The sequence below is a fragment of the Niveispirillum sp. genome, from assembly GCF_017996735.1.
Classification (GTDB): Bacteria; Pseudomonadota; Alphaproteobacteria; order Azospirillales; family Azospirillaceae; genus Niveispirillum.
The window spans coordinates 1-13,744 of the sequence record NZ_JAGOGJ010000073.1; the positions used below are offsets into that span (position 1 = coordinate 1).

A 13,744-nucleotide genomic window follows, 5' to 3' on the forward strand; every position below is an offset into this window, starting at 1 on the left:
GGCGGGCGAGGGGTGAAACATCGAGGATATGCCTGTTTTCGCCCCTCGCCCGCCTGAGGGAGAGGGAGGGGCCCATCGCTGCCAAGCGATGGGAGGGTGAGGGACAGCGGGCTGGTTACCCAAAACGAAACAGGCGGGTCCCCCCGGCCCCGCCTGTTCCTTTCCCGGAAGGGTGCCGCTGGCTTAGCGGCGCCACTCCCGGTAATCCTCGCCAAAGGCGCGGGCGTAACGGTCATACTTGGCCGCCGCCGGGCGGTTGGACAGGACCAGGGCCGCCACGAAGTAGGCGATGATGGTGGTACCGCCCAGGAAGATCATCGACAGCACGGCCGCGATACGCACCCACAGGCGGCTGATCCCCAGCCATTCGGCGACCCCGGCGCAGACGCCGAACAGGATGCCGTTGGTGCTGTCCTTGTAGAGCTTCCCACCCTGGAAGCGGCTGGTGAAGCGGTCGAAATGGCGGTTATAGCGGCTCACGTTTCTCTCCATCGTTCCATCTGTTTAACGGGACCCCGTCGCCCATCTGGCGCCAGGGGTGAAAGCAGAGCGTTTCCGGTTCGCCGGGAACGCGACGGCGGCGACTGCCGCCGCGGCACCTCGAAGTGCCGTAAAGCCAAGCCGCGGATGCGGCGCCGGCGTCTGAGGAGTTTAAAAACTCACGCGGCGGACCCGCGCTCGGCCACCCGCTTCTTCAGCGCGGCCAGTTCATCCTCGACCCGGCCCTTGGCCTCCAACGTCGCGAACTCGTCCTTCAGGCTGCGGGGCCGGCCCATGGACAGGGCGTCGCCGGCGGCTTCCACATGATCGATCTCGCGTTCCAGTTCGCGGGACCGGGCCAGCGCTTCATCCAGGCGGCCATCATAGAGGCTGGTTCGGGCCCGTAACCGGTCGACGGCACCGCGGTAGCGGGCGGCCAGGCTGCGGCGGCGGGCATGCGCCTCGGCCAGCTTATCCTCCAGGGCGCGGGCATCCTCCGTCATCCGGCTGATGGCCGTTTCCAGGGCCTTGATCTCGGCCTCGGCTGGGGCGGCGGCGCGGAGGATTTCGTCCTTCGCCGCCAGGGCGGCACGGGCCAGATCCTCGCGGTTATGGGCCAGCGCGATCTCGGCCTTGCGTTCCCATTCCAGCATCTCGAACTCGGCCGCGCGCCAGTTGGCGGCCAGTTCCTTCTTCTCCGCGATCATGCGGACAGTGCCGCAGCGCACTTCGGACAGGGTGTCCTCCATTTCCCGGATCGCCTGGTTCAGCGTCTGCTCCGGGTCGGCCGACCGGTCCAGCAAGCTGGCCAGGTTGGCGTTGATGACATCACCGAGGCGGTCGATCAGGCCCATTTTCGGGGCTCCTTCTGAAACAGGTGGTACAGGCGGGTTGGAGGAAGGGGCGCGATCAGACCAGCAGGTTCAGCGTCAGGACCGCAACCAGGGCGGCCACCAGCACCGGCACCATTTCGGTCAGGCTGGCCAGGTTCAGGTCGCCGGTAACCTTGTTGGTGCGGGCAGCGCGGTCGGCGAAGAAGGTCATCGTGCTCATTGTCGTCTCCATCGGGTTCAAATTTCGGTGGCCGTTTCAGCCATGCCGACATAAAAGCAAACGCCGTGCCAAGTGCTGCGCCAGCCCCGGAAATGGCGGTTTTCCGCCATTCTTTTCCAACCCGCCCAGCAGCGAGCGAGGAGCCGATAGCGCCAATCGCTATTGAGTGGCGAAATCCACCACTCCCCCGACACCAAAAACGAAAAGCCCCCGATCCGGATGGAACGAGGGCTCTTCAACGGGCGGAAGCCGCTAAAAATATGTCGGCAAGCTCACCGGCCGGTGAGACGGCGCAGCAGGTCGCCGATGGGATCACCGCCTTCGCTGGGGGCCGGCTGTTCGGGGGGCGGCGCACCCTCCGCCGTCTGCACCACGGTGCCATCGGCCGGCAGTTCTGCGGCGGGTTCGGCCGCCACGGGGGCGGTCGCCGCATCCACGGCCGGAACGGACCCGCCCAGCCCCGGCAGGTTGCGGGGCGGCAGTCCCTGATGGGCGTCGGCCATGATGGCATGCCAGAGCTTGGCGGGCAGGCCACCGCCCGTCACCTTCTTCATCAGGGCACCGTCATCATTGCCCAGCCAGACACCGCCCACCAGATCGGCGGTATAGCCCATGAACCAGGCGTCCTTGTAATCCTGGGTCGTGCCCGTCTTGCCCACCGTGGGCCGGTCCAGCATGGCGGCCTTGCCGGTGCCATAGGTGACGGGACCGGCCAGCAGGCGGTTCATCGCCTCCACATGCGGGGCGGCCACGGCGAAGCCGGCCGACGACCCTTGCCGCTGATACAGGATGCCGCCATCCATGTCGCGGATTTCCAGGATGCCATACGGGATCACCGCCTCCCCACCATTGGCCAGCGTGGCATAGGCACCGGTCAGGTCCAGCAAGGTTACTTCCGATGTGCCCAGCGCCAGCGACAGGTCGCGGCGCATGGGCGTGGTCAGGCCCAGGCGCTTGGCGGTATGCCGGACATTGTCGATGCCCACCGCCTCCGCCAACCGGATGGTGGCGGTGTTCAGCGAATGGGCCAGTGCATCACGAAGGGTCACATCACCCCGGAACCTGCCGTCATAATTGCCGGGGTTCCACTTGGCCTTGCGATAGGGCGCGTCCAGGATGGTGCTGTATTCGCCCCACCCTTCCTCCAGCGCCGTCAGATAGACGATGGGCTTGAAGGCGGAACCGGGCTGGCGCAGGGCCTGGGTGGCGCGGTTGAATTCGCTGCTGGAATAATCGCGGCCGCCAATCATGGCGCGGATGGCGCCCTCCGGCGTCATCACCAGGGCGGCGGCCTGGTTCACCTTGGCCTCCGCGCCGGGACCGCGCAGCATCTCCGTCACCCGCTGTTCGGCCTGCCGCTGCAAGCCGGGATCGAAGGTGGTGTAGACGATCAGGTCGCCATGGTCGGCGCCGACAAAGGCCGGCAACTGGTCCGCCACCCAGCCCGCGAAATAGCGGCCGTCGCCATCCTCGCTGGCCTTGCGAGCCGGCGCCTGCGGCGCGGCCATGGCCGCGTCGAACTGCGCCTGGTTGATATAGCCCTCGTCCAGCATGGCACGCAGCACCACGCCCATGCGCTGCGTCGCGCGGTTCAGGCTGGCCGTGGGGGCATAGCGGGACGGCGCCTTCAGCAGGCCGACAATGATCGCCGACTCGCGCAATGTCAGGTCACGCGCCGACTTGTTGAAATAAGTGCGGGCGGCAGCATCCACACCAAAGGTCCCGGCCCCCAGATAGACCCGGTTCAGATAGGCGGTAAGGATCTGTTCCTTGCTGTATGTAGCCTCCAACTGCACGGCCAGCAGCGCTTCCTGCGCCTTGCGCTTGAAATTCTGGTCGGGCGTCAGGAACAGGTTCTTGGCCAACTGCTGGGTTAGGGTCGATCCGCCCTGCACCGTGCGCCCGGCGCGGTAGTTGGAATAGGCGGCGCGCGCGATGCCGACAGGATCGACACCGAAATGGCTGAAGAAACGCCGGTCCTCCGTCGCGATCAGGGCATTAACGAAATGCGGCGGCAGTTCGCTGACATCCAGCGTTTCGCCACGCATGTCGCCCAGCCGCTGGAACTCCGTCCCGTCCAGGGCCACCAGCGTGATGGCCGGGCGCCGGGTGGCGCTGGCCACTTCCGAAATGCTGGGCATGTCATGGGCGACATAGGCCATGGTGCCCGCCGCCACGATCACCCCCCAGATGCCGGCGACGATCAGGCCGGACAGGATACGCTTGCCCCAGGTCTTGCGGGGCGACGGCTTGCGCGGGGTCTTCTCCTTGTCCGGCTCCTTGGGCGGACCGCCGGCCCCATTGCCGCCTCCGTTTCCGCCATTGCCACCCGGCGGCGGGCCGGGGGGGCCACGCCGGGCCGGGCTGGCGGCGGCGGGTTGGAAACGTTTCGGGGCGTTCAGCGTGCTCAAGGGACGTGTCCGGCAACGGCGATTTCAGGGATCGGCAGCCAGGATAGGGCCGGGCCACCCACCGGACAAGCTGATGCGCCACCATTAAGGCGATTTCAGGGATGATGCGGCGGCATGTGTGGGGCGCGCCGCCCCTGCGGGAGAGTATTAATCATGGGTGTTTCCCTCACCCTCCCAGGCCTTGACAGGCTTGGGCCCCTCCCTCTCCCCCAAGCGGGCGAGGGGCAGAAACCGGTACATAGCCTGAATTTCCGCCCCTCGCCCACGAAACTGGGAGAGGGAGGGACCCGTTGGCGTCAGCCAACGGGAGGGTGAGGGCAACAAGGGCAGCAGCAAAGCCAGCCACCCCCTACCCGGCGATCAGGGCGGCCCATTCCTCTTCCGACAGGATCTTGACGCCCAGTTCCTGCGCCTTGGCCGCCTTTGACCCCGCATCAGCACCGACGATGACATAGTCGGTCTTGCCGCTGACCGACCCGGCGACCTTGGCACCCAGGGCCTCCGCCTTGGCCTTGGCCTCCGACCGTCCCATGGTGACCAGGGTACCGGTGAAGACCACCGTCTTGCCGGCGACGGGGGAGGTCGTCGCAGCGGCGGGCGGCACATATTCCTCCGGCTTCACCTGTTCCAGCAGGGCTGCCAGCGCGTCCAGATTATGCTGTTCGCGGAAAAAATCGGTCAGGTCGTCGGCGACGCTGACGCCGATCTGCTCAATGGCGCACAGTTCGGCATAGGCCTCCCCCACCAGTTCAGGCTTCTTCTCCTCCGGCTTTTCCGCCCGCTCGGCCGCCGCCGCAACCATGCGGTCGCGCCAGTTTTCCGCCGTGCGATAGGCCCTGGCCAGAAGCTTGGCCGTCGCCTCCCCGATCTGGCGGATGCCCAGGGCAAAAATGAAGCGGTCCAACGCGATGGTCCGCCGCGCCTCGATGGCGGCAAACAGCTTTTCCACCGACTTCTTGCCGAAGCCGGTCATGCTGACCAGCCGATCCAGCCGCTTCTCCTCTTCACGTTCCAGCGTGAAGATATCGGCCGGCTGTCTGATACGCCCCTGCTCGAAGAATAGCTGGATACGCTCGATCCCCAGCCCTTCAATGTCGAAGGCATTGCGCGACACGAAATGGCGCAGGCGCTCCACGGCCTGGGCCGGGCAGATCAAGCCGCCGGTGCAGCGGGTGACCACCTCCCCCTCCTCCCGCACCGCCATGGAGCCGCATTCCGGACAGCATTCCGGGAAGGCATAAGGCTCAGCCCGTTCGCGCTCCGGCTCCGGCACGAAGCCTACGATCTGCGGGATCACATCGCCTGCACGCTGCACGATCACCAGATCGCCGACACGGACATCCTTGCGCTCGATCTCGTCCCTGTTGTGCAGGGTGGCGCGGCTGACCACCACGCCGCCGACATTCACCGGCTCCAGTTCCGCCACGGGGGTCAGGGCGCCGGTGCGGCCCACCTGGATGGAGATGGCGTTCAGGCGCGTGGTCGCCTGTTCGGCCGGATATTTATGCGCGGTCGCCCAACGCGGAGAGCGGGAGATGAAGCCCAGCCGTTCCTGCAGGGCCAGACTGTCGACCTTGTACACCACCCCGTCGATATCGAAGGGCAGTTCGGACCGCAGCCGCCCGATCTCCCGGTAATAGTCCAGCAGGTCATCGGAACCGGCACAAAGGCGGGACGGGGCGGACAGGGTGAAGCCGAACGACTCCAGCCGCTGCCGGCTTTCCGACTGTGTGGCGCCGAGCGGTTCCGACAGGGCACCCCAGGCATAGGCGAAGAAGCGCAGGGGGCGACCGGCCGTGATGGAACTGTCCAACTGTCGCAACGAACCGGCGGCGGCGTTGCGCGGGTTGGCAAAGACCTTGTCACCCTTTTCCGCCTGCGCCCGGTTCAGGTCCAGGAAGTCGGCGCGGGTCATATAGACCTCGCCCCGTACCTCCACCACATCCGGAAAGGGCGCCGTCAGTTCGTGCGGGATGCTGCGGATGGTGCGGACATTGGCCGTCACATCCTCGCCCTCCGCGCCATCGCCCCGCGTGGCAGCCTGAACCAGCCGGCCCTTTTCGTACCGCAGGGACAGGGACAGGCCGTCGATCTTGGGTTCCGCCACGAAGCTGACGGGCGTGTCGTCCGGCAGGTTCAAAAACCGCCGGATGCGGCCCACAAAATCGGCGACATCCCCATCCTCGAACGCGTTGGCCAGGGACAGCATGGGCACGGCATGCTTCACCTTGCCAAATCCGGACGACGGGGCCGCCCCCACGGTCTGGGTCGGGCTGTCCTGTGTCATCAGTTCGGGAAAGCGCGCCTCGATCCCGCCCAGCCGCTGTTCCAGCCGATCATAGTCGGCATCCGAAAGGGCCGGCGCATCCTTTGAATAATAAAGCTCACGGTGATGGCGTATCTCCGCCACCAGGGCCGCATGCTCAGCAGCGGCCTCCTCCAGGCTCAGGGCATCGATATCGGTCAGGCGAAAGGGGGAGGACATGCGGGGGGCGCTCTCGGATCAGCGGGCGGCTCCGCCCCTTTTACGAGAGAGCATGGCGGCGGGCAATGGCCCTGAACCCCATGTCAGCAGGGCAAAAGATTGGCCGGCTCGACATCTCGCAAACCGCCGGCCGGCAGGCTGGCGGTCTGGTAATAGGAGATGGCAAACAAATCCAGTTCCAGCGACAGGCTGCGCCGTCCGCAGCGGCGTGCCACGCCAGCGATCAGGGTTTCCAGGCTGACCCCTTCCTGAGCGCTGATATCCTCCAGCGCGTCCCAGCATTCCTGACTGACGCAGGCACTGACCCGCCTTCCATCGACGGTGAATTCACGCCGCCGCTGTTCGTAAGAGGTCTGGCCCAGGATGCGCAGAAGATTCTGCACCGGTCACGAACCCTGCTGGTTAATTGACTGCACGATTATACAGGCATAAGTGCTGGAACGCAAAAGCCGATCCGGACATTTCGTATACGTTCCGGACGCCTGTGCCCCCCGCTAAACGCACATGTGCATGATATCAGGTGCGGTCCCGGGCCTCGCGCAGGCCTTCGCGGGCCAACTGGTCGGCACGTTCATTCTCCACATGGCCGGCATGGCCCTTGACCCAATGGAACTCCACCTGATGGCGGGCCACCAGATCGTCCAGGCGGCGCCACAGATCCTCGTTCTTCACGGGGTCCTTGGACGCCGTCTTCCAGCCATTCTTTTTCCAGCCGTGAATCCAGGTGGTGATGCCGTTCTTCACATATTGGCTATCGGTATGCAGACGGATGGGCACGGGGCGTTTCATCGCCTCCAGCGCGCTGATGGCGGCCAGCAGTTCCATACGGTTGTTGGTCGTGTCGGGCTCCCCACCCTTCAATTCCTTTTCCGTGCCGTTCCAGCGCAGCAGTACGCCCCAACCGCCAGGGCCGGGATTGCCCGAACAGGCCCCATCGGTGAAGGCATCGACCACATTGCTGGGCACGGCGGCAAGATCGCTCACGACCGGTCCAGCCCGTAATCGGCGATATGGCGGATCTGCTGGTGGAAGCGCAGCTTGTGCAGATATTCCAGCGGGTCCTTGCGCTTCACCATGGCACCCGGTGGCGTGTTCAGCCAGTCATAGAGGCGGGTCAGCAGGAAACGGATCGCGCTGCCCCGGGCCAGGATCGGCAAGGCATCCCGTTCCGCCGCCGACAGCGGGCGGACCCGGTCGTAACTGGCCAGCAGCAGCCGCGCCTTCGTGACGTTGAAAGCGCCATCCGCCTCGAAACACCAGGCATTCAGGCAGATGGCCACGTCATAGGCGAACAGGTCATTGCAGGCGAAATAGAAATCGATCAGCCCCGACAGCGCCCCATCACTGAAAAAGACGTTATCGGGAAACAGGTCGGCATGGATGATGCCGGCCGGCAGATTCTGGGGCCAGTTGGCCTCCAGGAAATCCAGTTCACCGGCCAGCGCATCGGCCAGACCGGGCTTCACCTCGTCCGCGCGCCAGCGCGACGCCTCGAACAGCGGGCGCCAGCCAGCGACCGACAGGGCGTTGCGGCGGGTCAGGTCGAAACCGTCGCCCGCCAGATGCAAGCGGGCCAGCCCTTCGCCCAGGCCGGCGCAATGTTCGGCCAGGATGCGGCGCGGCCACATGCCTTTCAGGAAGGTGACGATGACCGCCGGACGGCCGCACAGGCTGCGCAGCGCCACCCCATCGGTGCCGGCCACCGGCTGCGGGCAGGTCAGGCCGCGTGCCGCCAGATGGTCCATCAGGCCCAGGAAGAACGGCAGGTCCGCCGGGTCCACACGCTTTTCATAAAGCGTCAGGATGAATGGACCCTTGCCGGTCACCAGCAGGAAATTGGAGTTCTCCACGCCTTCCGCGATGCCCTTGCAGGACACCACGTCACCCAGATCATACTGGGCAACGAACGCGCGGACATCTTCGTCGGAAACTTCGGTATAGACGGCCATGCCGGGATGGGTAGCCGGTTCCGCGATCCGGGTCAATCCCGGCCGGTGCGGATGGCACCCCTATTCCGTGCGGCGTCCGCCGATCAAAAACTCCTTGTTGCCCTCCGGCCCTGTGATGGGGCTTTCGGCGATGCCAAGCACCGTCCAACCGGCCTGCCCCGCCAGCCAGGCCTGGATACGGTCACAGACCTCCTGGTGCAGTTCGGGTTCGCGCACCACCCCGCCCTTGCCGACGCGGCCCTTGCCCACCTCGAACTGCGGCTTGATCAGGGCCACCAGATAAGATCCCGGTTTGGTCAGGGCCATGGCGGCGGGCAGGACGGTTTCCAGGCCGATGAAGCTGGCATCGCAGACCACGATATCGATGGGGTCAGGGATGATCGCCGCATTCAGGTGGCGGGCATTGGTCTTTTCCAGCACCACGACCCGCTCATCCTCACGGATTTTCCAGGCCAGTTGTCCGTGCCCGACATCCACCGCATAGACCTTGGCCGCGCCACGCGTCAGCAGCACGTCGGTGAAGCCGCCGGTGGACGCCCCGACATCAATACCGGTCATGCCCGTCGGGTCGATGCCGAAATTGTCCAGCCCCTTCACCAGCTTCAGCCCGCCCCGGCTGACCCAGGGATGATCCTGGCCCTTGACGATCAGCAACTGGCTTTCCGGCACGGTATCGCCCGCCTTGTCGATGCGGCGGGTGTCGGCATAGACCAGCCCGGCCAGGATCAGAGCCTGGGCCTTGGACCGGCTTTCGGCCAAGCCGCGATCGACCAGAGCCTGATCCACTCTGACTTTCGGCTCTTTGACTTTTGGCGGCTTGGACATGTGGACACGCTTTTGCAATAATGGAGTAACTGGAATTGATAGTCCCAGAACCATGGATAAGCCAATGAAACGCGCCCTGATCCTCACCACCCTGGCCCTGGCCGCCCTGTCCCTGTCCGCCTGCAACACCGTCGAAGGCGTGGGCAAGGATATCAAGAGCGCCGGCAAGGCCATCGAAGGCAGCGCCAACGGCGCGAAGTAACAGGGCTTACCCGGCGGCAAAGACGGACGCGATTTCGGTCGTATCCAGCAGCCGCCACTCCCCCTCCGCCAGATCGCCCAGGCCCAGACCGCCGATGGAAACGCGGTGCAGCGTTTCCACATGGTTGCCCACGGCGGCGAACATGCGGCGGATCTGGTGATAGCGCCCTTCCCGGATGGTCAGGCGCGCGCGGGTCTCGTCCAGCGCCTCCAGCGTGGCGGGCAGAAGCGGCGTCTTTTCCGATTTCAGCATCAGGGTGCCAGAGGCGAACACCGCCTCCTCCTCCCCCGTCAGGGGCCGCGCCAGTTCCGCCTCATAGACCTTGGGCACGTCGGCCTTGGGCGAGATGATCCGGTGCAGCAACTGTCCGTCATCGGTCAGTAGCAGCAGACCCGTCGTGTCGCGGTCCAGCCGGCCGACGGGGGCGATGATCGGGTTGCGATATTCGAACCGCTCGGGCAACAGCTCATACACCACCCGCCCCGGATCGCTGGTCGAACAGGTGTAGCCCGCCGGCTTGTGCAGCATCAACACGGAGCCTTGCGGGGGGTCCAGTTCCTGCCCGTCGATGCGGATATCGGCATGGTCAACCTTGTCCCCATCGGACAGGACGCTGCCATCGGCCCGCGTGACGCGGCCCGCCTTCAGCAGCATCTTCAAGTCCTTCTGGCTGCCATAACCCAGATTGGCGATCAGGCGGACAAGGCGCATTGACGAAACCCCATTCAATAAACAAGGGCCGGGAATCGCTCCCCGGCCCTTTATCAGCAGAAATGCACCGGGATCAACGTTCCAGCGGCTTGTACTTGATGCGGTGCGGCTGGTCAGCCTCGGCCCCCAGGCGGCGGCGCTTGTCGGCCTCATAGTCGGCATAGTTGCCTTCGAACCAGACCACCTGGCTGTCGCCCTCAAACGCCAGGATGTGGGTGGCCAGACGGTCCAGGAACCAGCGATCGTGCGAGATGACGACGGCGCAGCCGGGGAAGGTGGTCAGCGCCTCTTCCAGCGCACGCAGCGTTTCGACGTCCAGATCGTTGGTCGGTTCGTCGAGCAGCAGGACGTTCGCGCCGGACTTCAGCATCTTGGCCAGATGCACGCGGTTGCGCTCACCACCCGAAAGCTGGCCCAGCTTCTTCTGCTGGTCGGGCCCACGGAAGTTGAAGGCCGACACATAGGCGCGGCTCGGCATGGACTTCTTGCCCAGCTCGATCACGTCCAGACCGCCGGAGATTTCCTCCCAGACGTTCTTCTTGTCGTCCAGGCTGTCACGGCTCTGGTCGACATAGCCAAGCTGCACCGTCTCGCCCACCTTGAAGGTGCCGCCATCGGGCTTTTCAGCACCGGTGATCATGCGGAACAGGGTGGTCTTACCGGCACCGTTGGGACCGATGATACCGACGATGCCGCCGGGCGGCAGGCGGAAGGACAGATCGTCGATCAGCAGACGATCGCCAAAGCCCTTGCGCAGATTCTCGGCCTCGATGACCAGATTGCCCAGGCGCGGCGGCGTGGGGATGACGATACGGGTTTCGCCGATGGCTTCCTTCTGGTTGGCGGAAGCCAGCAATTCCTCGTAGGCCTGGATACGGGCCTTGGACTTGGCCTGACGCGCCTTGGGGCTGGCACGCACCCATTCCAGTTCCTGGGCCAGTTGCTTCTGCTTGGCCCCCTCTTCCCGGCCTTCCTGTTCCAGACGCTTCTGCTTCTGTTCCAGCCAGGCCGAATAATTGCCCTCGTACGGGATGCCCGAACCGCGATCCAGTTCCAGGATCCAGCCGGTGACGGCATCCAGGAAGTAACGATCGTGGGTGACCATCACCACGGTACCGGCATAATCGGCCAGGAAGCGCTGCAGCCAGGCCACGCTTTCGGCGTCCAGATGGTTGGTCGGTTCGTCCAGCAGCAGCATGTCGGGCTTGGACAGCAGCAGCTTGCACAGCGCCACGCGGCGCTTTTCACCGCCCGACAGCTTGTCCACGGCGGCGTCGCCAGCGGGGCAGCGCAGCGCGTCCATGGCAATCTCGACCGTGCGATCCAGGTCCCAGGCGTCGGCCGCGTCGATCTTTTCCTGCAAATCGGCCTGTTCGGCCATCAGCGCGTCGAAATCGGCGTCGGGATCGGCCATGGCTTCCGACACTTCATTGAAGCGATCCAGCAGCGCCTTGGTCGGGGCCACGCCCTCCATGACATTGTCCCAGACATTCTTGGCCGGGTTCAATTGCGGTTCCTGCGGCAGGTAACCGACCTTCACACCCTCGGCGGCCCAGGCCTCGCCATTATAATCCTTGTCCAGCCCGGCCATGATCTTCAGCAGGGTCGACTTACCGGCACCGTTCACACCCAGCACGCCGATCTTGGCGCCGGGATAGAAGGACAGCCAGATATTCTCGAACACCTTCTTGCCACCGGGATAGACCTTGGTCACACCCTTCATTACATAGACATATTGATACGCGGCCATCTTATTGATTTCCTTATATATAACTTCGCCTGATTCCGGGCTGTGCAGGTCCTGTGTAGGCGATTTACGCAGAACCTTCGTTTGAGGCTATCTCATACCCCGATTTGAGGGGCGAACCCAAGCGGTATAACGCGCGGCAAACGCCATGACAGGCTGGCACGGCTGCTTCCTGGCCGCACGGGATCGCAGGCTTGAAGCCCGTCAGATGCATTGATTGCGCCTCACAGGCGGGCATGTCTTGCCATATGGGGGCAGGATCGGCTTATCATCGGCGGCCCTTTCAGGATCGCACCGGAATGACCCAGACGCCCCCCGCCGCCGATGACGTCGCCCATTGGACGGACGTCTATTTCCAGCGCACCCGCGCGATTGTGGAGAAGTTCGGCGACCTGCCCGTTACCTATGCGGTCTTCATGCGCCGCCCCGTGGTGTTTGCCCCCCGGCTGGCGCTGGACTGGCTGCGGTCCGTGGCGGCCGAACGTGGCTTCACACCGGACATCCAGCTTAATTACGAAGAGACAAAATGGGTGGGTGCCGGTGAGCCCATGATGTGGATCACCGGCCCGTTCAGCCAGATGGCCGAACTGGAGACCCTGTTTCTGATGAAGCTGGGTCCCGCCTGTGTGGCCGCCTACAACGCCTACATGATGTGTGCCGGCCTGCCCAAGGTGGCGTTCCTGGCCATGGATGCCCGGCATTGTGCCGGCACGGAGATGGCGGAGATCATGGCCTATGCGGCGTCGGTCGGATCGGCCCGCGCCCGCCGGCGCGACGGGGCCGTCGGCTTCATCGGCAATGCCACCGACGCCACGGCCCATTATTTCGGGCGCGACAAGGGGCTGGGCACCATGCCCCACGCCCTGATCGGCTATGCCGGCTCCACCGTGCGGGCGGCGGAGATGTATAACGAGACCTTCCCCGGCCAGCCCATGACCGTCCTGGTCGATTATTTCGGGCGGGAGGTGACGGATGCACTGTCCGTCTGCCGCCGGTTCCCCGACATGGCGGCGGCGGGCGACCTCAGCTTGCGCATCGATACGCCGGGCGGGCGCTTCCTGGAAGGGCTGGACCCGCCCACCAGCTACGCCGTGCTGGACCGCCACGCGCCGGACGCCATCCGGGGCTATCGGGATGAAAGCGAACAGCGCCACTTGATCGGGGCCGGCGTGTCGGCCGCTGCCATCCATTACCTGCGCGAACAGTTGGACGCGGCCGGCTTCACCAAAGTGAAGATCGTGGCCAGCAGCGGTTTCAGCCCGGAAAAATGCCGCGTCATGGCCGATGCCGGCGCCCCGATCGACGTGGTCGGCACCGGCAGCTACCTGCCCGACAAATGGTCGGAAACCTATGCCACCACCGACATCGTCGAATATGACGGGGTGAAGCGGGTCAAGGTCGGGCGGGAGTTCCTGCTGCGGCGATAATGAGGGGAGAGACCATGATGAAGGCGTCCACCTTCCTGATGTTCAATGGCAAAGCCGAGGAGGCCATCCGCTTCTATGTCGACCTGTTCCCCGACACCACCCTCACATCGCTTATCCATCATCCTGATGGAAAGGGCGTGTATCAGGGTCGTTTCACCCTGGGCGGGCACGATATCATCTGTTTCGACAGCCCGGGAAAGCATGGTTTCACCTTTACCCCGGCCACCTCAATCTTCGTCGAATGCAACTCGGCAGCAGAGGTGGACCGGCTGTCGTCCGCCCTGCTGGAGGGGGGTACGGCCCTGATGCCGCTCGGCAGCTACCCCTTCGCTCCGCGCTTCGCCTGGATCGTGGACCAGTTCGGCATCTCCTGGCAGTTGATCCTGCCACCCGAACCGCAGGCATGAAAAAGGGGGCGGTCGCACGCCCCCTTTCCCATTCCGCCCTAAACCCG

The 13,744-nt window shown here is 64.8% G+C and carries 14 protein-coding genes; 3 read left to right on the forward strand and 11 right to left on the reverse strand.

Annotated elements, in window-relative coordinates; genetic code table 11:
* Positions 1–183: 183 nt before the first annotated feature.
* From KBA48_RS20420 to KBA48_RS20460, 9 genes are all read right to left on the reverse strand, one after another.
* Positions 184–480: a PspC domain-containing protein gene (locus KBA48_RS20420; protein WP_292909795.1), complete on the reverse strand. Its 297-nt coding sequence runs from the start codon at positions 478–480 to the stop codon at positions 184–186.
* A gap of 179 nt (positions 481–659) precedes the next feature.
* The gene (locus tag KBA48_RS20425) at positions 660–1,334 is read right to left on the reverse strand and encodes a PspA/IM30 family protein (protein ID WP_292909796.1); all 675 of its coding nucleotides are present in this window, start codon (positions 1,332–1,334) and stop codon (positions 660–662) included.
* Positions 1,335–1,389: 55 nt separating this feature from the next.
* Positions 1,390–1,533 carry a hypothetical protein gene (locus tag KBA48_RS20430; protein ID WP_292909797.1) on the reverse strand — a complete coding sequence of 48 codons (144 nt, stop codon included), beginning with the start codon at positions 1,531–1,533 and terminating at the stop codon, positions 1,390–1,392.
* Between the two features lie 272 nt (positions 1,534–1,805).
* Positions 1,806–3,944 carry a transglycosylase domain-containing protein gene (locus tag KBA48_RS20435; protein ID WP_292909799.1) on the reverse strand — a complete coding sequence of 713 codons (2,139 nt, stop codon included), beginning with the start codon at positions 3,942–3,944 and terminating at the stop codon, positions 1,806–1,808.
* A gap of 349 nt (positions 3,945–4,293) precedes the next feature.
* Entirely contained in the window at positions 4,294–6,429 is a 2,136-nt protein-coding gene (gene ligA / locus KBA48_RS20440) for an NAD-dependent DNA ligase LigA (protein ID WP_292909801.1), read from the reverse strand.
* Between the two features lie 83 nt (positions 6,430–6,512).
* Complete coding sequence (locus tag KBA48_RS20445; protein WP_292909803.1) at positions 6,513–6,812, reverse strand: ribbon-helix-helix domain-containing protein; 300 nt, start codon at positions 6,810–6,812, stop codon at positions 6,513–6,515.
* A gap of 133 nt (positions 6,813–6,945) precedes the next feature.
* Positions 6,946–7,413, reverse strand: a complete 468-nt coding sequence (rnhA, locus tag KBA48_RS20450) for a ribonuclease HI (RefSeq protein WP_292909805.1) — start codon at positions 7,411–7,413, stop codon at positions 6,946–6,948.
* Positions 7,410–8,378, reverse strand: coding sequence for a homoserine kinase (locus tag KBA48_RS20455; protein ID WP_292909851.1), 969 nt, complete (start codon positions 8,376–8,378; stop codon positions 7,410–7,412). Before KBA48_RS20455 ends, rnhA begins: the two co-directional genes overlap by 4 nt.
* Positions 8,379–8,438: 60 nt before the next feature.
* Positions 8,439–9,203: a TlyA family RNA methyltransferase gene (locus tag KBA48_RS20460; protein WP_292909807.1), complete on the reverse strand. Its 765-nt coding sequence runs from the start codon at positions 9,201–9,203 to the stop codon at positions 8,439–8,441.
* Positions 9,204–9,267: 64 nt separating this feature from the next.
* Between KBA48_RS20460 and KBA48_RS20465 the strand changes: the two genes are divergently transcribed.
* Positions 9,268–9,405 carry an entericidin A/B family lipoprotein gene (locus tag KBA48_RS20465; protein WP_292909809.1) on the forward strand — a complete coding sequence of 46 codons (138 nt, stop codon included), beginning with the start codon at positions 9,268–9,270 and terminating at the stop codon, positions 9,403–9,405.
* A gap of 6 nt (positions 9,406–9,411) precedes the next feature.
* On the opposite strand, the gene KBA48_RS20470 is transcribed toward KBA48_RS20465, so the two are convergent.
* On the reverse strand, positions 9,412–10,116 hold the full coding sequence (locus tag KBA48_RS20470) for a pseudouridine synthase (RefSeq protein ID WP_292909811.1): 705 nt from the start codon (positions 10,114–10,116) through the stop codon (positions 9,412–9,414).
* A 73-nt stretch (positions 10,117–10,189) separates the two neighbouring features.
* Entirely contained in the window at positions 10,190–11,866 is a 1,677-nt protein-coding gene (gene ettA, locus KBA48_RS20475) for an energy-dependent translational throttle protein EttA (protein ID WP_292909813.1), read from the reverse strand.
* A 296-nt stretch (positions 11,867–12,162) separates the two neighbouring features.
* Here ettA and KBA48_RS20480 point away from each other — a divergent pair, with 296 nt between their 5' ends.
* Together KBA48_RS20480 and KBA48_RS20485 are read left to right on the forward strand one after the other, a co-directional pair.
* Entirely contained in the window at positions 12,163–13,290 is a 1,128-nt protein-coding gene (locus tag KBA48_RS20480; RefSeq protein ID WP_292909815.1) for a nicotinate phosphoribosyltransferase, read from the forward strand.
* A 14-nt stretch (positions 13,291–13,304) separates the two neighbouring features.
* Positions 13,305–13,697 (forward strand): VOC family protein, encoded by a 393-nt coding sequence (locus KBA48_RS20485; protein WP_292909817.1) that lies wholly within the window; start codon positions 13,305–13,307, stop codon positions 13,695–13,697.
* The last annotated feature ends 47 nt before the right edge of the window (positions 13,698–13,744 follow it).